This window comes from Parendozoicomonas haliclonae (genome assembly GCF_900174585.1).
GTDB lineage: Bacteria > Pseudomonadota > Gammaproteobacteria > Pseudomonadales > Endozoicomonadaceae > Sansalvadorimonas > Sansalvadorimonas haliclonae.
Genome location: NZ_FWPT01000005.1, coordinates 120,555 through 143,222, shown reverse-complemented (window position 1 = coordinate 143,222; position 22,668 = coordinate 120,555). Strand labels below are relative to the sequence as shown.

The following is a 22,668-nucleotide window of genomic DNA, read 5'->3' as shown; positions in this document are numbered from 1 at the left end:
AGGTCGGGTTTCGGGAGGGTATGGGGAGAGGATGTGGCAGAAAACCGCCGATCGGGTAACAACCGCCTCATAGACGACGGCTTGAAGACAAAACCCGTATAGAAAAACGCCGCCTGCAGGATTCATCCCGAGGCGGCGCTTGTGATCAGAGGGTCAATGCTCTGACAATCTCATTTGCGAGATTCAGTTGCCGGACAGCTCCATCAGCAGCTTGTTCAGGCGCTGAACGTAGGCACCCGGATCATCCAGCTGGCCGCCTTCAGCCAGACGAGCCTGATCCAGAAGCACCTTGGTCAGTTCAGCAAAACGGTCTTCGTCCTGCTCCTGATCCAGACGGGTGATCAGCGGATGCTCAGGGTTGATCTCGAAGATCGGCTTGGAATCCGGCACGGCCTGACCAGCGGCTTCCATAATCCGACGCATCTGGGCACCCATATCGTTGGCGCCAACCACCAGACAGGCTGGAGATTCGGTCAGACGATGGGTGACACGTACAGATTCCACCTGCTCGGACAGCACGTCCTGAACACGTTTAACCAGATCTTCGCTCTTCTTCTCAACTTCCTCGTGGGCTTTCTTGTCCTCTTCAGAGTCCATCTTGCCCAGATCAAGGTCACCGCGAGCCACATCTTCAAACTGCTTGCCGTCGAACTCGTTGAGGTGAGCCATCAGCCACTCATCGATACGGTCGCACATCAGCAACACTTCAATGCCCTTCTTGCGGAACACTTCCAGGTGCGGAGAGCTCTTGGCGGCATTGAAGCTTTCGGCGGCCACGTAGTAGATTTTGTCCTGACCTTCCTGCATACGGGAGACATAGTCTTCCAAGGAAACGGTCTGCTCAGACTTGGCGTCTTCAGTGCTGGAGAAGCGCAGCAGCTTGGCGATTTTCTCGCGGTTGGCGAAGTCTTCACCCGGACCTTCCTTCAGAACCTGACCGAACTCTTTCCAGAAGGACTGATACTGTTCAGGATCGTTCTTGGCCATCTTGGACAGCATATCCAGTACACGCTTGGTCAGCGCAGTACGCATGCTGTCGACCTGCGGGTCTTTCTGCAAGATTTCACGGGAAACGTTCAGAGACAGATCGTTGGTATCCAGCACACCCTTGATAAAGCGCAGGTAGAGCGGCAGGAACTCTTCGGCCTTATCCATGATAAATACGCGCTGAACAAACAGCTTCAGACCACGGTCCATCTCACGGTTGTACAGGTCCATTGGCGCCTTGGACGGGATATACAGCAGACTGGTGTATTCCAGCTTGCCTTCCACGGCATTGTGACTCCACTTCAGCGGATCAGAGTAATCGTGGCTGATATGGTGGTAGAACTCTTTGTATTCGTCGTCGGAGATGTCGCTACGGCTGCGGGTCCACAGAGCCTTGGCGGTATTAACCGTTTCCCACTCTGGCGCTTTCTTCTCATCCTTGTTCTCTTCGTCTTCGGACGGCATCTCATTCTTTTCCATCAGGATCGGAATAGAGATATGGTCAGAGTACTTGCGGATAATGGAACGCAGTTCCCAACCGTTAGCGAACTTCTTCTGATCATCCTTAAGGAACAGAGTGATACGGGTACCACGGGTGCTTTTCTCGGCAGGTTCAATGGTGAATTCACCGGAACCATCAGATTCCCAGGACACAGCCTGCGTTTCACCAGCCTTCAGGGATTCAACCCGGACCTTGTCGGCAACGATAAAGGCGGAGTAAAAGCCCACACCGAACTTACCGATCAGCTGGGAATCCTTCTGCTGGTCACCGGTCATGTTCTTCAGGAACTCGGAGGTGCCGGATTTGGCGATAGTGCCCAGGTTGGCAATCATATCGTCACGATCCATACCGATACCGTTATCGGTAATGGTCACGGTACGGTTGTCTTCATCGAAACCCACGCGGATTTCAAGATTCGGGTCACTGCCCAGCAGGGTGGAATCGCTCAGCGCGGCATAGCGCAGCTTGTCAGCGGCGTCGCTGGCGTTAGAGATCAGCTCACGCAGGAAGATTTCAGGATGGGAATAGAGCGAGTGAATCATCAGGTGCAGCAGCTGCTTCACTTCGGTCTGGAAACCCATTGTTTCTTTGGTGATCTCAGTCGTCATACGTCTACCAATCCTCTAGGAAAACCTGGCTGAAATTAACGGCCCGAAACCTTTCGGCTTCGGGCACCAGAAATGTTGTATTCAGAAGATGGGGACGGGGCAAAATGATTTCAAGGGCTGAAATCATTTTCCTGACTCAAGGCGCGACAAAAGCCTGTGCAATCTGTACCCAGACCGGCAGGGTCAGCAGTGATAACAGCGTTGTCACCGTAATCACCAAAGAGGTCTCATTGGCATAAACCTTATGGTGCTGGGCTACCACATGGGCAAGTGCACCGGTTGGCAAGGCCGACATCAGAATCAGAACCGTTATCCAGATCGGATCACTGACGCCTAAAAGAACAATCGCCAGCACCGTCAGCGAAGGATGAAGGAATAGCTTGAAGGCAATCAGCGTAATCAACTCCAGCACGGAACTGCCGGACTGACGAAACTGCAGTGCCGCACCCAGACAAAACAGAGCCAGAGGAACCGTGGTGCTGCCAATTGCATTCAGGCCTTTCTCAAGCACACCCGGCAAAGCCAGATCACCGGCAGAGAACAACAAACCGATAACGGATGACAGGAACACCGGACTTTTCAGCAAGGATTGCTGAACAACACCGGCGATCTGTCGCCCGACAGAAAGACTCTGGCTGCGATCCCGCTGAAAGGTCTGCAGCAGAATCTGCGCAGAACCGATCAACACCAGATTGGTGATCAGGATAATAGTGATCATGGCCAGAAAGCCTGCATCACCGACGAACGCAGTAACCACCGGAATGCCCATATAGGCATAGTTGGAGAAAGTCGTCAGCAGCTGCCGGATAACCAGTTGATCACCCTGACGAGTTTTAAACACACTCCAACTGGTCACCACAGTCACCATGGCAGTCAGCACAATACCGACCATCAAGGCACCAATGGGCAGAGGCTTCCAAAGTTCTTCCGGAGAGATCTGTCGTGCTGACTGGAACAATAGGGCCGGGACAGCAAAGTAATAGACAAACCGGTTCAGTCCCGGCATCAGCTCCTGATTGATCAGGGTCCGGCTGCCGATCCAGCCCAAAGCGATATAAAAGAACAGGATGGCAACAGCTTCAATACCCGCAGACACGTATGACGCTCCAGTCATTACCCGACTCAGAGGAAGAGCCGGGCTCCGTTAAATTAAATACGAAAATGCACCCGGCCCGTGGCAACCGGCACATCCCGATGGGACTGCCAGGCGGTAATGGAAACATTCGCCACTCTGCGCCCCTGTCGATGCAGGCGACACTCGGCAAAGGTATCCTTCAGCTGGGCGCTGCGCAGATAATCCAGTGAAAAATCAATGATAGCAGGCACTTTCGGCTGATCCATAAACAGCATCAGATGAATGGCAGCGGCCGTTTCCATAAACCCGCCAATCACCCCGCCATGAATGGCCGGCAGAATGGGGTTGCCAATATTATCTTTATTGGCTGGCAACAGGAATAACGCTTCATCACCAACCAGCTGACCTTTGACTCCGATCATTCGAGCATAGGGAATGGTATTAATCAGCGCATCCAGTTGCCCACTTTCCCGGGCCAATTTCAATTCCTGTTCCAGACTCATGATGCGCTGTCTCCCGGCTCTGACTTCGACTTTGGCTGACTGACCTTCCCCTTGGGACCAAACATTTTCCCCAGCCGCATAAAGGTACCCACGCAGTGAGCAATCGGTTCATCAGGACTGTTTTGCCAGGCGGTGCCACGGGTAAAAATAATATTACTGGTGACACGATAGGGAGCCACGGACGCATAAAGAGGACGTCCGGGTTCCGGCTTGCCCATATGGTCAATACGCAGATCAAGGGTCGGACACATCTCCGGTTCCGGTAACGCTGTGACCGTCGAAATGCCACAGGCAGAATCCATCAGCGTGGTGACCACACCGGAATGAATCACACCGGTTTCCGGATTACCGACAATGTCTTCGCTCCAGGGCAGTTCAACCACCACACCGGTGCTGTCAGCGGAAACAATAGTCATACCCAGCTTGTGGCAATGGGGAATCGCCTTCAGGAATTGCTGAGCCATAATCAGAATTTTCTGATCATCAGGGGATGAATTTGCCATAACACCCTTATTATTTATTTTGAATCTGTGTTCCGTTATACCACATCCGCTACCGGCGCTTCAGCTTTCCTCCATGGAACTATAAGCCAATGTCTTTAACACCCGGGAATGAAACTCGCGTAGGTAGAGCAAAAGAACGACACCTGTCGCCATCAACAGGAACCACCAGACCGAAACAAACCAGGCCAGTGTCGCCAGCCCAAAATAGTAGGCGCGCAGACCATAGTTAAAATGTTTGGCGGCGGTGGAGAGACTTCTTGCGGCGGTTTCAGAGAAGGCATTGGCACTGGCTTTATTCTCATGGGCCTGACGAATCAGCGGCGCACTGCCAATCAGAACGGCACAATAGTTATACAGTCTGAGAGACCAGCTGAATTCAAAAAATCCATAAATAAAAATGGCGGTCATCGCGAGAATTTTATATTCCCACACTTCGTGGGTATTGGTATCAGCCAGAGGCAAATAAGAGAGCACCACCAGTCCCTGCTCCGATGCTGCCATGCCGGTAGCCAGACCGGCAATAATCAGAATGGTGGTGGAAGCAAAGAAACTGACACTGCTGCGCAGCTGATCCAGACAGCTGGCATCGGCAATCCGGTTATCCCGGCGCAACATGCTCAGCATCCATTGTTTGCGGTAGAGAAACAACACCGAAGCCAGACAGGTATGGGAACGGGCAAGATAATTTGCTATCAGGGTATAACCCACCCAGATCAGCAACATCCAGCCCAACGCGAGGGCATCAAGTCCGTGCATGGTCTGTGTCTCCTTAAATCCTCTGCATCAGCATAACCCTGGACCCGCGCCCTCTTTTCCAGAGTCTATCGTGATTTGGTGATCAGGCTGAGAACATCACAATCAGTTATCGCGCTTAGTCCGCGCCCTGATCAATGGGGGCTCCTTATCAAGCTCCATCACGGCTTCAGCGGATGGCAGATGTACAATCACGGACTTGAGCAGAAATGGCTCAATTCCGGTCGCGTTAACTGAGGTCGTGCACAGATTCAGTGAGCCAATATACTGCCCGGCAACAGTCAGTCGATATTCGCCGGTTTGATTCTCTGCAAGCCGGTAGCTGATATTTCTGGACAGATCAAGATCATCACCTTCATTATTGACAACCTTAAAATCCACTTTCTTGCTATCAAAAAGACCGGCTCCAGTCGTGTCAGCAATCACCTTGACACTTCGCTCGCAGAAACGAACCCGGTTTTCTTCCGAGGCCCCTTCGTCATGATAAAAACGGCCAATATAGCCATATACTTCATCATGCAGCTCTTGATACCTTGTTGCCCCTGAAGTGATGCCTGGACCGGCAATTGCATTGAACTGGATAATACTTGGCATAGCTTCCATGATCTGAACTCCTGTCAGTGAATTTCCTTGATGCCTGTTTAGACAGGAAACCACTGACAAGTGTGTCAGGAGCTAACCGGATAGTTAGAATCCCTAACCAGAATGGCCAAGACCGGCCACAGTCAGGATAAAGGCCTGTTCAAAGGCAGCCTCTTTCATAGCCTCATAACGGCCGGAGGCACCAAAGTGCCCTGCTCCCATATGGGTCTTGAGGTAGATCGGGCTGCTGTCGGTTTTACGATCCCGCATGGTTGCCACCCACTTGGCCGGTTCCCAGTACTGCACCCGGCGATCTTCAAAACCGCCCAGCACCAGTTGAGGCGGATAATCGACCGAGCGGATATTATCAATCGGCGAATAGCTGGCAATATAGTTGTACACCTCGTCCTCGGCCGGATCGCCCCACTCATCATACTCGGTGACAGTAAGCGGAAGATCGGGGTTCAGCATACTGTTGAGCACATCAACAAACGGGACATCCAGCACCGCACCGGCAAACAGTTCAGGCGCCTGATTCAACACTGCTCCCATCAGTAGACCACCGGCACTGCCGCCAGAGATGACCAGCCGATCAGAGGAGGTATAACCCTGTTCAATCAAGTAACGGGAACATGCAACAAAATCTTCAAAGCTGTTCTTTTTGCTTAACCGGCGGCCATCCCGATACCAGGCCTCCCCAAGATCAGCACCACCGCGCACATGGGCAATACCAAAAATCATGCCACGATCCAGCAGATTCAAACGGGCTTTGGCAAAGTAAGGATCTTCACTCGCACCATAAGCGCCATAACCATAGAGCAGCATGGCGGCAGGCTGATCAAAGCTTTCTTTCAGGCCGACCAGACTGACCGGCACCTCAATACCATCATGGCTGGGAATCATTAATCGCCGAGTCTGGTAACGTTCAGGATCAAAGCCCCCCAAGACCTCCTGCTGTCGGCGTAAAGTCAGTTCACCGGTTACCAGCGATACATCATAGACTGAAGGTGGACGATTGAGGGATTCGTATTCCAGACGCAGGAAGCCGGCTTCAAACTCGGCATTGTCACAGCCGCCCACCGACCAGGCTTCATCCGGAAAATCCAGGGTGATGGTTGTGCGGGATGCCAGATCAAACAGCCGCACCTGCACCAGACCGGTTTCCCGTTCAAACAAAACCAGCTTGCCCGGGAAGATTTCAAAGTCTCCAAGTGTGGTTTGCTCGCGGTGTGCCAGAAGCTCGTGCCATTCAGCAGGAGACTGAGGGTCCGCCGTCACCAGCCGGTAATTAATGCCGGTATCATTGGTGCGGATAAACAGAGTCTGACCATCGGAGTCCGGGTAGTATTCCAGGCCGGTCTGACGTGGACGAATCAGTTGCAGCGGAACATCGGCACTATCCAGCGAACCGATATAACATTCGGTGGTATCGGTACTGGCGGACTCCACCAGCAGAAAACTCTCGGTACGATCCGGATACACAGAGAGGAAGAAGCGCTCATCCGGCTCTTCAAACAATATCTGATCGGTTGAGACATCCTGCCCCAACATATGGTGACACAGCTGCCACGGGCGGAAATTCTTATCCAGACGGATATACCAGAAAGAGCGGCTGTCACTGGCCCAGACGATATTGGCCGAGCAGCCCTTCAGCGTATCGGGCAGCAACCTATTGGTTTCAATATCACGAAAGCACAGCGTCCAGCTTTCATCGCCGGCAAAGTCTTCCGCCCAGCCCAGCAGATTATTGTCAGGGCTGACCGACAGTACACCCAGATCAAAATAATCCTGTCCGTCCGCCTGCAAGTTGCCATCAAAAAGAACCTCTACGTTCTCGGAACTGAGTTTACGTCGGTAGTGAACGGCATAATCCTCGCCCTTGATGGTACGACTGAAATACTCATAACCGCGCCACTGATAAGGAAGAGACTCATCATCCTCCTTCATCCGCGCTTTCATTTCCTGGTACAGGGTTTTCTGCAGTGCTTCGGTCTCCGCCATCCCTTCCGCAGTGTAACGATTCTCAGCCTCGAGCCAATCCTGCACCTGTTGTGAGCCACGGTCTTCCAGCCAGAAATAATCATCAGTGCGGCTCCGGCCCTGCTCATCCACCCGAACAACGGGCTCTTTGGGGGCAAAGGGAGGACGGGGAGAGAGCGGGACAACAGGTACAGTCATAGAGGCGCAGAATCCGGATACGGTTAAGAAAGCAGCGATTATATAGAGGGTGAACGCCGACCGACATCGTGGCATGTCATCCCAGCGATAAAAACAGTAAACTTATCCGCTATATTGTTTCGTTTGGCTGCAGAACCGTTACATGACTTTTACCCAGTACCTGATCGCCTGGTCTGTTTACATCCTTGCCGCAATCGGCTGCCTGTTTGTCTGGTGGCGGATGACCCGTCCTCTGAACCCTACATTTGCCAGCTGGCTGCGGCTGATTGCCACGGTTCTGGTACTGACACCCGGTTTTACCAGTCAGGAGATGACCTGGCTGAGCCCGGGCCTGCTGGCCATTGCCTATGAATTTTTGAGCACTGGGCCGGAAGGTCTGGCAATGAACGGTACGATTCTGGGTGGAACCCTGGCGGGTGCCCTGCTCATTAAACTGCTGTTCTTCCGTCGCTCTTTCCGACGTCCTGCCAAACAGGCTGACGAAGCCCAGGAACACAACAAGTCAGACCGTGCCAGCAAAGCCTCTGCCAGCCAGGCGGAACGCCGCGAGCCACGTCTCGAATCCTAAGTAGTGGGAATAGCCGCTGATGTGTGAATTGCTAGGCATGAGTGCCAACACCCCAACCGATATCGTGTTCAGTTTTACCGGCCTGATCCAGCGCAGCGGCGTTACCGGCCCGCACCGTGATGGCTGGGGGATTACCTTTTATGAAGGCAAAGGGATCCGGGATCTGCGTGACCCTGCTCCCGGCTATCAATCCCAGATTGCCGAACTGGTGCAGCAATACCCGATTAAAAGCGAAACGGTCATCTGCCATATCCGCCAGGCCAATGCCGGCCGGGTATGTCTGGAAAACACCCACCCGTTTACCAGAGAACTCTGGGGACGCTACTGGACCTTTGCCCATAATGGCCAGCTAAAAGGTATTAAAAAGAAGCCTTTGAACTTCTATCGTCCCGTCGGCAGTACCGACAGCGAATACGCTTTCTGCTGGTTGCTGGATCAAATCCGGGAGCGCTATCCCAAGCCTCCCAAACGCAGCGAAACCCTCTGGCGTTTTGTTCGCAGCCTCTGTGATGAGCTGAAAGAGATGGGCGTCTTCAATATGCTGCTGACCGACGGGCTTGAGCTGGTCTGCTACTGCTCCACCAAGCTGTGCTGGATTACCCGCAAAGCGCCGTTTACCACTGCCTCATTAAAAGACACGGATGTATCCATCGACTTCCATCAGGAAACGACACCGGATGATGTAGTGACAGTGATTGCCACCGCGCCACTGACGGATAACGAAGAGTGGTTGTTTATGGTGCCGGGGGAGATGCAGGTGTTTAAGAAAGGCTTACCTGCAAAGCTTTAAATCTTACTAGCAAGCTGGCTCCCGCGCTCTGCGTGGGAGCTGAATCGGTTACCACGCAGAGCGTAGTAACCAGGGTATCTTGAACGCTTTACGCGACCTGCTGCTTAACTTCCTGCTCCAGCAACATATGGCACTCATCCAACAGTAAGTTTCTAAACCACATATGGGCTGAATCCCGGTGCATTAACCGATGCCAGGTCATCTGATAATTGGAACGAAGCTGTCGCATCTCTTCCGGCAAAGCCACAGCCGTTAACTTATAACGAGCCATCAGGCTGGAAGCGAAGGACATGGTTCCCACCATCATGGCATCGGTACGACTGACAATCTCAAACGCCAGATGCGGATCAGAGGTTGAAAGCATCACTTCCCTATTTGCCAGCAGCATAGCCACATGGCTTGCAAACGGTTTTTCCGCGTATTCAGCAATAGTCAGCCCGACATGGGGATAGGACAGAAACTGGGAGCGGGTCAGCTGATCCAGGCTGGCATAGGGATGATTACGGGACATCAGCACCACCCCCTCAACCGGCGCAATAATCTGTTTATGCAGATCTGAACGGCTCAGGGGAATAATATTAATACTGAGATCCAGCTTACCGGTAGCCATATCGTTCAGACTGGTTTCCGACCAGGGATGCACACGAATCCGCACATGGGGAGCTTCCCGGCATAGCCGATCAAGCAGACCCGGCATAATCTGCATGGCCAGATGTTCCATCACACTGATGGTAAATTCCTTGGTACAGGTTTGCGGATCGAAATCCGGCGTCGCTACAACCCGGGATACCATACCCAGAGCATCAGACAGTTCCGCCTGAAGCTCCAAAGCACGAGAAGTTGGCTGCAGGCCATGGGGACGACGGACAAACAGCTCGTCATCAAAGATATCTCGCAACCGCCCCAGTGAACGACTGATGGCCGATTGGCTTAAGCAAAGGCGTTCAGCCGCCCGGCTGACACTGCATTCATCCAGCAGGACATGCAGGGTCACCAGCAGATTCAGATCATAACGGCGAAGACTATCGGGTTTCATTCACGGCTCCATGGACTTGTATTAAGCCTGCCTGGCCGTGTCAGAGTTGCAAAATTTTCATACGGCAAAGCCCATCTATCCTAACCGGAGAGATGGGCTTTGAACCGTAGGGAATTACCCCTATAGACTTTCTATCAGATCAACTGATCGCTTAAATTAGAAGCGGTAGTTGTACTGAGCAGAGAAGATATGAGCTGAAGACTCAGCGACTTCACCAATCACTTGACCAGTATAGTGAGTTACATCTTCGCTATTACCCTGCAGATAAGCGTAACCAAAGTCTACGCTGTGGTGCTCATCCATAATGTAGCTTGCACCAACGGTGTACCACATACGATCGCCATCCGGGATACTGAAGTAACGATGCTCAGCATTTGGTACCGGGCTTTCATCTTTTGCAATACCGGTACGCAGAGCCAGCTTGTCGCTGTACTGCCAGGTTGCCCCCAGAGAGATACGATCAACATCTTCCCAATTTTGAGGTTCAACAATGCCTTTATCGTGGTCAAGATCAATATTGATCTCTTCAAAACTAGACCAGTAGGTACGCATCCAGCTTGCCTGAATAGAAACGCTATCAGTCAGTTGATGATTAACGGACAACTCTGCAATCGCAGGAAGATTCAGATCAACATGGCCAGGGCCGACAAGAATTTTATCGCCCAAACCTGGCATAGGGTTCATAGCCGCCAGTGTCGGTTCAGACTTCCCTTCCAGCTTCTGTTTCACTTCTGAACGGTAGCTGAAACCAATATCAGTCGATGGTGTCATCTTGAACAGCACACCGGCATTCCAGCCAAAGCCCCAGTCATCACCTTCGATATCAAGAACACTCTGATTGGCAAGCACAGGATCCAGAGGGCCCATGCCAGGCTCACTGCCAAAGCCACGAATCAAAGCTGCCTCGGTGTGAACCGCATTCAAACCAAAACCTGCACTCAAACGATCATTGAACTCATAGGCAATGCTGGCGTTCAAGTTCATAGAGATAATTTCACTCTTCTCTGCCATTGTCGTCAGAGTTGAGTTACTGCCTACATTAGTGGTGAAACCAAAGTTAGTATTAGCCCCGAAACCTACCGCAAGCTTTTCGTCAACAGGCATTACTACATAGGCTGCAGGGACAAAAGCTTCATTCGCAACACTCTTGGAACCTTCAGAAGATCCCTGACTATTTTCAAGCTTTACTTCTGGTGCAATGTAAGAACCAACCACTGTAACGGTGGTGGAATCAAGACGTGTCATACCCGCCGGGTTACGAGCCACCACGGAAGCATCATTAGCCACTGCGGCTTCACCGGCAAAGGCACGCCCCAGGCCGGCAGCACTGTGTTCAGCCACCTGGAAACCGGCAGCGCTGGCCTGCATAGCAGGAATCATGGCTGCAAAAAGTGCTGAAAGGGTAAAAATCCGTGATGTGCGTGTTGTCATGTACGACTCGTTCCGTTTGGCTTACAAATCATGACAGGCCAATTTATGGGCCCGATTGTTGGAACGCACTTTAATGAAGCCACGGATATGCAGGCCAGTGATTTCTTTGAGGTGTGAATTTACACAAAACGCATATCTAAAGATTTTGTAAAGATTCAAGTAACACAGCACAAATAAGAAGGCCCGCATTGCGCGGGCCTTCTTGGAAAATGAACGACTATCAGAAGCTGTAGTTGTACTGCACACTCAGAATATGAGCGTCGCCTTTTTTGATTTCACCGCTCAATCCATATTTCGCGTCATGGATCTCGGCCTTCTTGGCTTTGATAAAGGCATAACCAAAATCAATGCTCTGCTGGTTATCCAGTTTGTAGCCTGCACCCAGAGTAAACCACTGACGGTCAGTATCCGGAATACGGAAGCTGCGACGATCATTGCCTGCCGGACTGTTATCGTAGGCATAGCCGGCACGCAGAGACAGATCAGCGTTATACAGATAAGTCGCACCTACAGACCAACGGGATGCATCATTGTAATCCTGAACATGTGCAGGTGGCTGAGCAGCAGCCGGAGCTTTGTCGACATCGATCTGAATCTCTTCAAAAGAAGACCAATGTGTTTTCATATAACTGGCATGTACAGCCAGACGCTCGTTCACTTGCTGCCAGACAGAAATCTCAGTAATGGCAGGAAGAGTCAGGTCGACAGAACCGGTGCTGTTCCAGTAGGAGAATGGTGCACCTAAACCGGCGAGATCAGTATGGGCCTTACCATCCAGCACAATTTCTACTTCAGAGCGATAACTTGCACCAACACGAGTACCGGATACTGGCTCCCAGAAAATACCGGCATTCCAGCCATAACCCCAATCATCGCCTTCCACATCCAGAGCATCATTGCTGCCCATGGAGCTTTGCAGACGACCTTCCGCACGGACGGCATTCGCGCCAAAGCCAACACTCAGGTTTTCCTGCAACTTGTAGGCGACACTAGCATTAAAGTTATAGGAGATAACCTCGGAGTAGTTGCCTGACATAGTTACGACAGAGTTATCTTTGTAATTAGTAGTAAAACCATAGTTGGTAAAACCACCTACACCAAAGCTCAGCTTGTCATCAACCGGACGAACATAATAAAAGACCGGCACCATAGCTTCGTTAGCAACAGCCTTATCAGTAGAGGTTTGACCCAAGGCATTCTTAGCCTCAATCTCAACTTCCGGCTTCACATAGCTAACCGCACCAGTAAACATCGGACCTTTAACAAACGACATTGCAGCAACGTTACGAGCCAATACGGAAGCGTCTTCAGCAATCGCTGCTTCACCGGCAAAAGCACGGCCCAAACCTGCGGCACTGTGCTCGTTAACCTGGAAACCGGCAGCGCTGGCCTGCATAGTAGGCAGCATGGCAGCACAAAGGGCTGTGAGGGAGAAAAGCTTAATCGTCCCGTTACGGCTCATGAATGATCCTTGTTCTGAATTCTGGCGAAGTGAAAGTGTGTGGCGGTGTCCCTGGCGGAGGGTTTCTTCTGTAACCATCCGGGATTTTTTACGCCTTATTACGGCGCCGAAAAGTAACAAAGAGTTACAAAGTCATGCCAATGACTTTTCCTTCAATCAGATATGCAACTCACACATAACGTAACTGCGGCCTTATTCGTAAACTGCACGTACAGCATCCAGACGCACTTTCCGGTATGGTGCTTACATCTCAATATTCATGCCCGTTCGAGCTTGTTGTGACCCTGACCATTGATGGCCCTGCCTCGTTTATTGCACCTCCTTGCCATGATCCGGTAGAGATTCTCTATGCCGATGAATACTGCCTGCTGATTAATAAACCTTCCGGATTACTTTCCGTACCGGGCCGGCTGGAAGAGAATCGTGACTGTGCCATTACTCGTGTTCAGGAAACCTACCCGGATGCGTTGATCGTACACCGGCTGGATATGGACACTTCCGGCATTATGGTGATCGCGCGCGGTAAAGAGAGCCATCGTCATTTCAGTATCCAGTTTCAGGATCGACATGCAGACAAGGCATATGTGGCCTGGGTCGATGGCATCGTTCAGGATGATGAAGGTTCGATGGCCCAACCGATGCGTTGCGACTGGCCCAACCGACCCAAGCAGATGGTGGACTATGAGCTGGGGAAATCAGCCCTGACTCTTTACAAGGTTATCGAACGAGATCCTGCCAATCACCGCACCTTGCTGGAATTGAAACCGGTCACCGGCCGCTCACATCAGCTGCGGGTTCATACAGCGGCTATGGGGCACCCTATTCTGGGCTGCCGCTTTTATGGAACCGAACGTTCTATTGCAGCGGCTGAACGTCTGCAACTGCATGCCAGCTTTCTCAGCATTGCCCACCCTGTTTACCCAGAGCGGCTGGAAATGCACTGTCCGCCAGAGTTTACCTGAATGCCATTCTCAACCTTATAAAGAGTATTGATAAACACCCCTGATGGCCGACATGGATAGAGAGCTCTTCACCATTCATCAGGGGAACATAATGAAAGGGTTTATCTATCCGGGGATTCTGGCTTTTGGGTTAACCGCAGGCACGGCCATGGCTGCCCCTTTGTCAGTCGAGCAAGCACCGGCAAAAGTAACGCAGTGCCTGGATTTTTCCGAGAAGGCCTGGGCTTTCACAAGTAACACCAAGGCCAAAGCCTGGCCCAAAGTCAATAAAGGCACACTGACCCTGCTGCCCGACAATCTGTACAGCGCCTCAGCCGCAGCCATTTTGAGAAGCAACCTGCAGCCGCCCTTTGAAGTGACCTTTGAATATCGCACGTATGATGATGATGGCGGCTCGCATCTGATCTGGAACTCCGCCGACGGCATCTCATTCTTCTTTTATAAAGATGGCGCCAGCTACGGCACGCCCCCTACCGGTGGTTTTCTTGGTTTTTCCCGCAGCGGTGGTGGTTATGCCGTCCAGCTGCCGACCTATGGACAACGTCAGGCCCGATTCCGTGCCGCCTCCGGTTCCACCTTCCAGGCCACTCCGTTTCGTCAGGCTTACACCCATGGTCAGTGGGTGCCACTAAGAGTTCTGGTACAGGCCAACCGGGTACAAACCTGGAGCGGCAATAGAAAGCTTCTGGATGTCGCACTGAACTTTGATACCCAGTTCACCTCACTGGGTTTCAGTGCCGCTACCGGCGCAGCCGACAGTGAGCATCAGGTTCGGGCATTCTGCGTCACCCCAATCAGACAGAAAGCCACGGAGAGCAAACCTGAGCAGGAAGCCAAACCAGAACCAAAGCCAGCACCTCAGCCTGAACCGCCTGTTGCACCAGCCGTCGCACCTGAAGTTAAGCCTGAAGAGTTAAAGCTGCCAGAGCCTTCGGTTGAGCAGCAGCCAATAACTCCGGACGTTGTTGAACAGGTTGAGACTCAGGAACCGGTCAGCACGCCTGAAACTTCGGTTACTACAGAAGAATCGGAACAGCCGGCCAGTATTGAACCTTCCACACTTGACGATGAAGAGACTGGCGAGCCCGAAGACAGCCCTGTACCGGAAGATGATGAGGGCGATATTGAAGTCGATGATCTCAGCAATGATGAACCGTTAAACAGCTAACGGAATCGCAGACAGTAAAGAGCCCCTGAAGTCACAGATTTCAGGGGCTCTTTTCTTTCACAATCAGCGTGTGCGGATTACTGCACCAGTTCCTGCTCACTGAACAGGCCTTCAAACAACGGGCTGGACAGATAACGTTCGCCGGAGTCCGGCAGAATCACTACGATGTTCTTGCCTTCAAACTCTGGCAGATTGGCCAGCCGTACCGCAGCGACCATGGCAGCACCGCAGGAGATACCGCACAGAATACCTTCCTCACGGGCCATCTTGCGAGCCATCTCAATCGCGTCTTCGTTGGAAACCTGCTCAACGCGGTCAACTACGGAGAGATCCAGGTTCTTGGGCACAAAGCCGGCACCGATACCCTGAATCTTATGCGGAGACGGTTTTACCTCGTCACCCGCCAGAGTCTGGGTAATAACCGGAGAGGCTTCCGGCTCAACCGCGACACTGATGATATCTTTGCCCTGCTCCTGCTTGATGTAGCGGGACACACCGGAGATAGTGCCGCCAGTACCCACACCCGCTACCAGCACATCAATCTCACCGTCAGTATCTTTCCAGATTTCCGGACCGGTGGTCTTTTCGTGAATGGCCGGGTTGGCCGGATTTTCAAACTGCTGCAGCATCAGGAACTGGTCCGGGTTGCCTTCAACAATCTCTTTGGCTTTGGCAATCGCACCATTCATACCCTTGGCCGGCTCGGTCAGCACCAGTTTGGCACCCAGAGTTTTCAGCAGCTTCCGACGCTCAAGGCTCATGGAAGCCGGCATGGTCAGCGTCAGCGGAATACCTTTGGCGGCAGCCACAAAGGCCAGAGCAATACCGGTGTTACCACTGGTTGGTTCAACCAGTTCCATACCCGGCTTCAGAGTGCCATTCTGCTCGGCATCCCAGATCATGCTGGCACCGATACGGCATTTCACGCTGCCCGCCGGGTTTCGGGATTCCAACTTGGCGAAAACATTTTTACCAGGAGCGAGACGCTGAATACGAACCAACGGCGTGTTGCCAATGGTGCTGGCATTATCGGAGAAAATAGCACTCATGATGCTGTACCTTCTGTTCTGTGACGTTCCTTACACATTTGCCACAGACTATTCCCTAACATCCATATCTCTGTAAATAGCAGAGCGGTCTTCTTTCTAGACGAATTAGTTATATTCATCGTGCTTTTTACTTATATGACCTGATCGTTTCATCCTTCAAACATTGATATACATCAACGGCACCGATAGAGTACGGCAACAACAGAAAGAAGCAGAACCCGACCTGAACACCCGCGCAAAGCTGTTGCAGGACAAACAAGGTATCGCCATGAAGTTCAACTCCACAGAAGAATACATCGCCACAGACGACCTCCGTCTTGCCGTTAACGCGGCTATCACTCTCGAACGCCCACTGCTCGTCAAGGGCGAACCCGGCACCGGCAAAACCATGCTGGCCGAACAGCTGGCCGAGTCTTTGGGCCTGCGCCTGATCCAGTGGCATATCAAATCCACCACCCGTGCCCACCAGGGACTGTATGAGTATGATGCGGTGTCCCGTCTGCGGGATTCCCAGCTGGGTGTTGAAGGTGTCCACGATATCAGCAACTACATCGTCAAAGGCAAGCTTTGGGAAGCGTTTGAGTCCGAGGAGCAGGTCGTGCTGCTGATCGATGAAATCGATAAAGCCGACATCGAGTTTCCTAACGACCTGCTGCTCGAGCTGGATAAGATGGAGTTTCATGTTTATGAAACCCAGGAGCAGATCAAGGCGAAAAAGCGCCCGATCGTGATTATCACCAGTAACAATGAAAAAGATCTGCCGGATGCCTTCCTGCGCCGCTGCTTTTTCCACTACATCTCTTTCCCGGACAAAGAGACCATGAAAGAGATCGTCAGGGTGCACTATCCGGATGTGCAGGAGCAGCTGGTTAAAGAAGCGCTGGAAGTGTTCTTTGATGTCCGTAAGGTGCCGGGACTGAAGAAGAAGCCTTCCACCTCAGAGCTGGTCGACTGGATCAAGCTGTTGATGGCGGATGATATCTCCGAAGAAACCCTGCGTGAGCGCGACCCTACCAAGGCTATCCCGCCGTTGGCCGGAGCCCTGGTCAAGAACGAGCAGGACGTCCATCTTCTCGAAAAACTCGCATTTATGGCCCGCCGCAGCAGCTAAACCCTTCCGGCAGACAGGCATATCTGTCTGCCATTTTTAATAAGTATATGCATCTATTTGCGCGATATTTATTCCTATAACCCTTTGTTTTCTGGTAGGATTTAAGCCTGCTAAGACACCTGTCGTATGTGACAAAAAACTAGAATTACGCATGTTGTAGTCAGGGGGAATCATGCAGCCATCTCAGGTTAACGGCCGCGTCGTACTCAGCAGCCAGTTGGCTAAAGAGAATCTGGGCCAGACCCAGACCGATATCTATACACAAACAGCCCGGCCTCTCGATGTTATTCAACAGGAAATCCAGAACTTTATCAGCACTCTGGGTTTTACCAGCTTCCGTTACAGCTCGGTGCCTACCAGCCTTGCCGACACCAAAACCTCAAGCTTTGAACTGGATCACCGGGCCGATGGCCGGGAGGGGTTTGGCTCCCTGCCCGACAAGCTCTACAACATCTATTACAAGAACATTGCCCGCCATGACAATCTGCTGCAAAGCGTGATTGCTTCCAATGGTCCTGTATTTCACGAGCCAGCCTCCGATATTGCCCGCACCTTCTATCGGGACAACAATATCAACAGCCATCTTTGCCTGCCCATGCGCTGGCAAACCGGTCATGACTGGTTCTGCCTGTTTACTTTCCAGAGCCCGCTCTCCACGGAAGAGCTGAGAAGTCATTATCAAACCATTCAGGATTCGCTCAACTCACGCGCCCTGGGCTGGCACCTTGAACTGATGGCCTTCCGCCAGCACAAGTTCAATCCTTATATTGTTCGCAAGATTCTCACGCCACGAACCCGCCATATTCTCAAGCTGGCTGCCGATGGTTTCTCATCCCGCCATATTGCCGATATGACCGGCATCAGCGATAACGGCGTTAACTACCACTACCGTGAAGCCAAGCGCATTCTTGGCGCCAGAAACCGCGCCCATCTGGTCGCGTTAGCGAAAGACCAGAAACTGATCTAAGCCTACCTTTAATATCACTGAAATCCTCTGAAATCACAGGGGTTTTCAGTGATATGCATCCGTTACAATTCCCTTACCCAGAAACATTTCATTTTTGCACGACTGTGGCAGAATAGAGCCCGTGGCAGGAAGCCGTCGCCCAAAATAATCAAAAAAACAGTTTGAAAGGATGCATTATGAAATTGTCCTCTCTGGCAGCGGCAGGGTTGCTGTGCCTCTCCAGCGCCGTCTCTGCTCTTGATATCCACCAGCTGGACCTGCTCGCCCTGCACTCATATAAATCAGCCACTGCCTTTTATAATGTCACCCTGAAACATGGCACTCCTGAGTCCCAGGGCGCTCTTGAAGAAAGGTTACTGCAACTTGAACAACAGGTGACCGCCACCAATCAGGATATCCCTGAGGCGCTGACCGGTGTTATCGCTGAGCTCAATAATACCCACCAGACCTTTCAAACACTGGCTCGACAGAACGACATTGCCACCGAAGGGTTTACCAATGACTACGTGATTGTTGATCTGAACACCGCGCTGCTGAAAATGGCAGAACAGATCAATATCGCCCGAGAGCAGCTGCTGACCGGCAATAGTGAGAGCAAAAAGGAACGACTAAGCCGACTGGCCCGGGATATGGAAGCCCTCACCACCTTTTATATGGTGATGGCCTCATCTCTGGGTGATGCGTTCTACCGGGGCACAGAACATATCGATGTCGGTGAGCTGGTGAATCAGGTGCGGGCGGACTTTGAGGCCGAAGTCAATCTGACCGATAAGAACAAAGATGACCCGCTGATGACCGCTTATAAAAGCTGGCTGTTTATTGAAAAGACCCTGCATAAGTACAACGAGCGCAGTGCCCCGCATATTGTGACCCGCTTCAACGACCGGATTGTTGCCAACCTGCTGGACGCTTCCGCGCAGACACAATAAACCGCCGTCTATTGCACCTCGCAGGCAACTTACCTATTCTGGGAGACCTTGTCTCCCTGAACAGGCTTTTATCGTCCGTTCAGGAGCGGTACTCCTGAGCAACAAAACGACAAAAACATGCTGTTAAACTTCTTCGATACTCTGCGCCAGTACAAAGTCCCGGTCAGCATCCGCGAATACCTTGACCTTCTTGAAGCCCTGCAAAAACATCTGGTCTTTGCCGATCGCGACGCCTTTTACCATCTGGCAAAAGCGGTACTGATCAAGGATGAACGTCACTTTGACCGTTATGACCGTGCCTTCTCCGCCTTCTTTGAGGGCGTTGACAGCCTGGATATGTTGCCGGATGCGATGATCCCTGAAGAGTGGCTGCGCAAGGAGTTTGAACGTTTTCTGTCAGAGGAAGAGAAAGCCAAAATTATGGGACTGGGCGATTTTCAGGAACTGATCAAACAGTTCAAGGAACGCCTTGAAGAACAGCAGAAACGGCATCAGGGTGGCAACAAGTGGATTGGCACGGGCGGCACGTCTCCCTTTGGGGCCAATGGCTTTAATCCGGAAGGCATTCGCATGGGCCAGGAAAGCGGACGTAATCGCAGTGCTGTAAAAGTGTGGGACAAACGGGAGTTCCGCAACCTGGATGACTCGGTCGAACTGGGCACCCGTAATATCAAGGTGGCCCTGCGCCGCCTGCGCAAGTTTGCCCGGGAAGGCGCCCAGGAAGAGCTGGATATGGACGACACCATCAGCTCAACGGCCCGCGCTGGCGGTATGCTCGATATCAAAATGGTGCCTGAGCGCCACAATACCGTAAAGGTTTTGGTGCTGATGGATATCGGCGGCACCATGGATGCCCACGTAAAAGTCTGTGAAGAACTGTTCTCAGCCATAAAGACTGAGTTCAAGCATCTGGAGTTCTTCTACTTCCATAATTTTATTTATGAGTCCGTGTGGAAAGACAACCTCCGTCGCCACAGTCAACGTATTCTGACCCACGACATCCTGCATAAGTATGGAGAAGACTATAAAGTCATCTTCGTTGGGGATGCGACCATGGCTCCCTATGAAGTCACCGAGATTGGCGGCAGCGTTGAGCATTGGAACGAGGAACCAGGCTCAGCCTGGATGATTCGCTTTATGGACAAGTTCCGTAAACTGATCTGGCTGAACCCTTATCCGGAAACTCACTGGGAGTACACGACATCCACCAACCAGATTCTCAATCTGATTGAAAACCGGATGTACCCGCTCACCGTTAAGGGTCTGGAAGATGGGATGCGTTACCTAAGCCGGTAACCTCATTTTCACAGAATTAGATCACCCCAAGCGCCAGCATAGCATCGGCTACCTTGATAAAGCCTGCTATGTTGGCCCCTCGCAGATAGTTCACCGTTTTCCCATCTTTGCCATGCTCCAGCATCTGCTCATGGATGGTGCGCATAATACCCTGCAACCGGGTATCAACCTCTTCACGGCTCCAGCTCATGCGCATACTGTTCTGGGACATTTCCAGACCGGAGACCGCGACCCCACCAGCATTAGCGGCTTTCGCCGGAGCAAACAACAAATTATTTTTCTGGAAGACGCGAATCCCCTCTTCCCGGGTGGGCATATTGGCGCCTTCGGAAACCAGCTGACAACTATTGGCCACCAGTGTTTGGGCATCGGCCTCATCAACCTCATTCTGGGTGGCACAGGGAAAGGCCATATCCGCACTGATATCCCATGGCCGTTTATCAGGAAGAAATTCAACCCCTTTAAAGGCTTGGGCATACTCTTCGATCCGACCTTTGCGTTCAAATTTCAGAAACATCAACCACTGCAGCTTCTCAACATCAATTCCCTGGCTGTCGAATGCGGTACCACTGGAATCTGATACCGTCAGTACCTTTACTCCTTTCTGGATCAGCTTCTCGACCGCATACAGCGCCACATTCCCGGAACCGGAGACCAGTGCCGTCTTGCCTTCCAGATGGTCACCTCGGGTGGCGAGCATATTCTCGGCCATATAAACCGCGCCATAACCGGTCGCTTCCGGACGGATCAACGAACCACCGACAGCCAGATCTTTGCCGGTCATTACCGGCGTCAGTTCATTGGTCAGCCGTTTGTACTGACCATACATATAACTGACCTCTTTATGGCTCACACCAATATCACCGGCCGGCACATCGGTATTAGGGCCGATATAACGATAGAGATGGGACATAAAGGCCTGGCAGAACACCATAATTTCCCGTTCGCTTTTACCCTTGGGGTTAAAGTCGGAACCGCCTTTAGCTCCCCCCATAGGCAGGCCAGTGAGACTGTTTTTAAAGGTTTGCTCAAAGGCCAGAAATTTGAGGGTATCGAGGGTAACATCCTTGTGGAAACGCAGCCCGCCCTTGTAGGGACCGATCGAATTATTATGCTGGATCCGATAACCGCGGTTGGTGCGGACATTACTCTCATCATCGAGCCAGTTGACCCGAAAGGTGATAATCCGATCCGGCTCAGTCAGCCGTTCAAGAATATTCATCCGGGCATAGCGATCACTGTTGACCATAAACGGAATAATATCAGTGGCCAGCTCCCGGACTGCCTGACGGAAGTCGTCTTCTCCGGGATTCCGTCGTTCAAAGCCGACCATAAAATTATCAAGGACGTCATCACTGCTCATGCCCCGGATATTCATACTGCACCTTCACTCACTTCCGGACGGGATCAGCCAGAAAGCCTAGCAGCTGAATCATAACCTGCCGGAGTTACCCTTCTGATGAGGTGACGGTATAGAGCAGGTTCAGTTCTTCATTCCTGACCGCCAGAGTATTCAGATTATGTCGTTCATCCAGGACATATTGAATAGACAGCCCATTACTCATCAGAAACTGGACTTGCTTGTTATTCTCGAAAGCCGAAACTTCGTATTGGCTGATAGCTGCCGGTTCCGGCATTAAAAGCGCATGACTTAAAAAGGCCTTACCTTCAGCAGACGACGGCATGTCATTACCTTCCGCTAGCATGCCCGCAAGGCTGGCCAGAGTTTCAAAAGTGCCGTACTCATGAATTCTGACACTTTCACTATCTCTTTCACTGCCACCACTGACCTGGCTCATCACATAATCATTGGAGTGGGTGACACGCTCCTGCTCAGGAATAACAATGCCATCCGGCAGGCTGGATTCAAAATGGCTGGAATAGGTCAGGGTTCGCCCGTTCAGGTAACTTTCTTTCACCATCACCAGTTGCCCGGTGAACTGTTCACCCGCGACCTCAAGGTCGGCACGAAAGCCAAGGGTGGACGTTTCACTCTCTTTATAAACAAGGGTTTCCCGATCGGTATCCCGGGCCTGGGATATCCCGGAAGCACCGAACAGAACAGCCAGTGCCAAGCCTAACATTAGAAGACAGTAACCAGGCCTGTAACCAGGACCCGCAGCAGGATAACTCATCGCGTATGCTCCGCTTGAATTTGCGGGCCTCCCTCCCCCGGACGAGCATTCCTTGCCCCTGTTCAGACAGAGG

21 protein-coding genes are annotated in these 22,668 nt (G+C 51.9%); 8 read left to right on the top strand and 13 right to left on the bottom strand.

Annotated features, from left to right (window positions below; genetic code table 11):
- Window positions 1-183 precede the first annotated feature (183 nt).
- The 7 genes from htpG to EHSB41UT_RS11955 form a co-directional block, all read right to left on the bottom strand.
- A complete protein-coding gene (gene htpG / locus EHSB41UT_RS11985) occupies window positions 184-2,097 on the bottom strand; it encodes a molecular chaperone HtpG (RefSeq protein WP_087110109.1) in 1,914 nt (637 codons plus the stop codon).
- 136 nt (window positions 2,098-2,233) lie between these two features.
- Window positions 2,234-3,193, bottom strand: a complete 960-nt coding sequence (locus EHSB41UT_RS11980; protein WP_165767243.1) for an AEC family transporter — start codon at window positions 3,191-3,193, stop codon at window positions 2,234-2,236.
- Window positions 3,194-3,246: 53 nt separating this feature from the next.
- Complete coding sequence (locus EHSB41UT_RS11975; protein WP_087110105.1) at window positions 3,247-3,675, bottom strand: PaaI family thioesterase; 429 nt, start codon at window positions 3,673-3,675, stop codon at window positions 3,247-3,249.
- Window positions 3,672-4,178 (bottom strand): PaaI family thioesterase, encoded by a 507-nt coding sequence (locus EHSB41UT_RS11970; protein ID WP_087110103.1) that lies wholly within the window; start codon window positions 4,176-4,178, stop codon window positions 3,672-3,674. Before EHSB41UT_RS11970 ends, EHSB41UT_RS11975 begins: the two co-directional genes overlap by 4 nt.
- Before the next feature lie 60 nt (window positions 4,179-4,238).
- The gene (locus EHSB41UT_RS11965; protein WP_087110101.1) at window positions 4,239-4,934 is read right to left on the bottom strand and encodes a DUF599 domain-containing protein; all 696 of its coding nucleotides are present in this window, start codon (window positions 4,932-4,934) and stop codon (window positions 4,239-4,241) included.
- A 102-nt stretch (window positions 4,935-5,036) separates the two neighbouring features.
- On the bottom strand, window positions 5,037-5,534 hold the full coding sequence (locus EHSB41UT_RS11960; RefSeq protein WP_087110099.1) for a hypothetical protein: 498 nt from the start codon (window positions 5,532-5,534) through the stop codon (window positions 5,037-5,039).
- Between the two features lie 93 nt (window positions 5,535-5,627).
- The gene (locus EHSB41UT_RS11955) at window positions 5,628-7,691 is read right to left on the bottom strand and encodes a S9 family peptidase (protein WP_165767242.1); all 2,064 of its coding nucleotides are present in this window, start codon (window positions 7,689-7,691) and stop codon (window positions 5,628-5,630) included.
- A 142-nt stretch (window positions 7,692-7,833) separates the two neighbouring features.
- On the opposite strand from EHSB41UT_RS11955, the gene EHSB41UT_RS11950 reads away from it, so the two are divergent.
- Window positions 7,834-8,259 carry a hypothetical protein gene (locus tag EHSB41UT_RS11950; protein WP_087110095.1) on the top strand — a complete coding sequence of 142 codons (426 nt, stop codon included), beginning with the start codon at window positions 7,834-7,836 and terminating at the stop codon, window positions 8,257-8,259.
- Window positions 8,260-8,278: 19 nt separating this feature from the next.
- Window positions 8,279-9,049: a class II glutamine amidotransferase gene (locus EHSB41UT_RS11945; RefSeq protein WP_087110093.1), complete on the top strand. Its 771-nt coding sequence runs from the start codon at window positions 8,279-8,281 to the stop codon at window positions 9,047-9,049.
- 88 nt (window positions 9,050-9,137) lie between these two features.
- Here the strand turns inward: EHSB41UT_RS11945 and EHSB41UT_RS11940 are convergent, their stop codons facing one another.
- The 3 genes from EHSB41UT_RS11940 to EHSB41UT_RS11930 all read right to left on the bottom strand — a co-directional run bounded on the left by EHSB41UT_RS11940 (window position 9,138) and on the right by EHSB41UT_RS11930 (window position 12,978).
- A complete protein-coding gene (locus EHSB41UT_RS11940; RefSeq protein ID WP_087110091.1) occupies window positions 9,138-10,085 on the bottom strand; it encodes a LysR family transcriptional regulator in 948 nt (315 codons plus the stop codon).
- 156 nt (window positions 10,086-10,241) lie between these two features.
- Entirely contained in the window at window positions 10,242-11,516 is a 1,275-nt protein-coding gene (locus tag EHSB41UT_RS11935; protein WP_087110089.1) for an OmpP1/FadL family transporter, read from the bottom strand.
- Window positions 11,517-11,736: 220 nt separating this feature from the next.
- On the bottom strand, window positions 11,737-12,978 hold the full coding sequence (locus tag EHSB41UT_RS11930; protein ID WP_165767241.1) for an OmpP1/FadL family transporter: 1,242 nt from the start codon (window positions 12,976-12,978) through the stop codon (window positions 11,737-11,739).
- Between the two features lie 236 nt (window positions 12,979-13,214).
- On the opposite strand from EHSB41UT_RS11930, the gene EHSB41UT_RS11925 reads away from it, so the two are divergent.
- Entirely contained in the window at window positions 13,215-13,940 is a 726-nt protein-coding gene (locus EHSB41UT_RS11925; RefSeq protein WP_087110085.1) for a pseudouridine synthase, read from the top strand.
- 91 nt (window positions 13,941-14,031) lie between these two features.
- Window positions 14,032-15,108, top strand: a complete 1,077-nt coding sequence (locus EHSB41UT_RS11920) for a lectin-like domain-containing protein (RefSeq protein WP_087110082.1) — start codon at window positions 14,032-14,034, stop codon at window positions 15,106-15,108.
- Between the two features lie 77 nt (window positions 15,109-15,185).
- Here the strand turns inward: EHSB41UT_RS11920 and cysK are convergent, their stop codons facing one another.
- The gene (gene cysK, locus EHSB41UT_RS11915) at window positions 15,186-16,157 is read right to left on the bottom strand and encodes a cysteine synthase A (protein ID WP_087110080.1); all 972 of its coding nucleotides are present in this window, start codon (window positions 16,155-16,157) and stop codon (window positions 15,186-15,188) included.
- A 268-nt stretch (window positions 16,158-16,425) separates the two neighbouring features.
- On the opposite strand from cysK, the gene EHSB41UT_RS11910 reads away from it, so the two are divergent.
- The 4 genes from EHSB41UT_RS11910 (at window position 16,426) to EHSB41UT_RS11895 (ending at window position 20,460) form a co-directional block, all read left to right on the top strand.
- Window positions 16,426-17,268: an AAA family ATPase gene (locus EHSB41UT_RS11910; RefSeq protein WP_087110596.1), complete on the top strand. Its 843-nt coding sequence runs from the start codon at window positions 16,426-16,428 to the stop codon at window positions 17,266-17,268.
- 172 nt (window positions 17,269-17,440) lie between these two features.
- On the top strand, window positions 17,441-18,235 hold the full coding sequence (locus tag EHSB41UT_RS11905; RefSeq protein WP_087110078.1) for a helix-turn-helix transcriptional regulator: 795 nt from the start codon (window positions 17,441-17,443) through the stop codon (window positions 18,233-18,235).
- 176 nt (window positions 18,236-18,411) lie between these two features.
- The gene (locus EHSB41UT_RS11900; RefSeq protein WP_087110076.1) at window positions 18,412-19,164 is read left to right on the top strand and encodes a hypothetical protein; all 753 of its coding nucleotides are present in this window, start codon (window positions 18,412-18,414) and stop codon (window positions 19,162-19,164) included.
- A gap of 117 nt (window positions 19,165-19,281) precedes the next feature.
- Window positions 19,282-20,460 (top strand): vWA domain-containing protein, encoded by a 1,179-nt coding sequence (locus EHSB41UT_RS11895; RefSeq protein ID WP_087110074.1) that lies wholly within the window; start codon window positions 19,282-19,284, stop codon window positions 20,458-20,460.
- 16 nt (window positions 20,461-20,476) lie between these two features.
- Here the strand turns inward: EHSB41UT_RS11895 and gdhA are convergent, their stop codons facing one another.
- On the bottom strand, window positions 20,477-21,838 hold the full coding sequence (gene gdhA, locus EHSB41UT_RS11890) for an NADP-specific glutamate dehydrogenase (protein ID WP_341350351.1): 1,362 nt from the start codon (window positions 21,836-21,838) through the stop codon (window positions 20,477-20,479).
- A 70-nt stretch (window positions 21,839-21,908) separates the two neighbouring features.
- A complete protein-coding gene (locus EHSB41UT_RS11885; RefSeq protein WP_087110072.1) occupies window positions 21,909-22,544 on the bottom strand; it encodes a hypothetical protein in 636 nt (211 codons plus the stop codon).
- Window positions 22,545-22,668 lie beyond the last annotated feature (124 nt).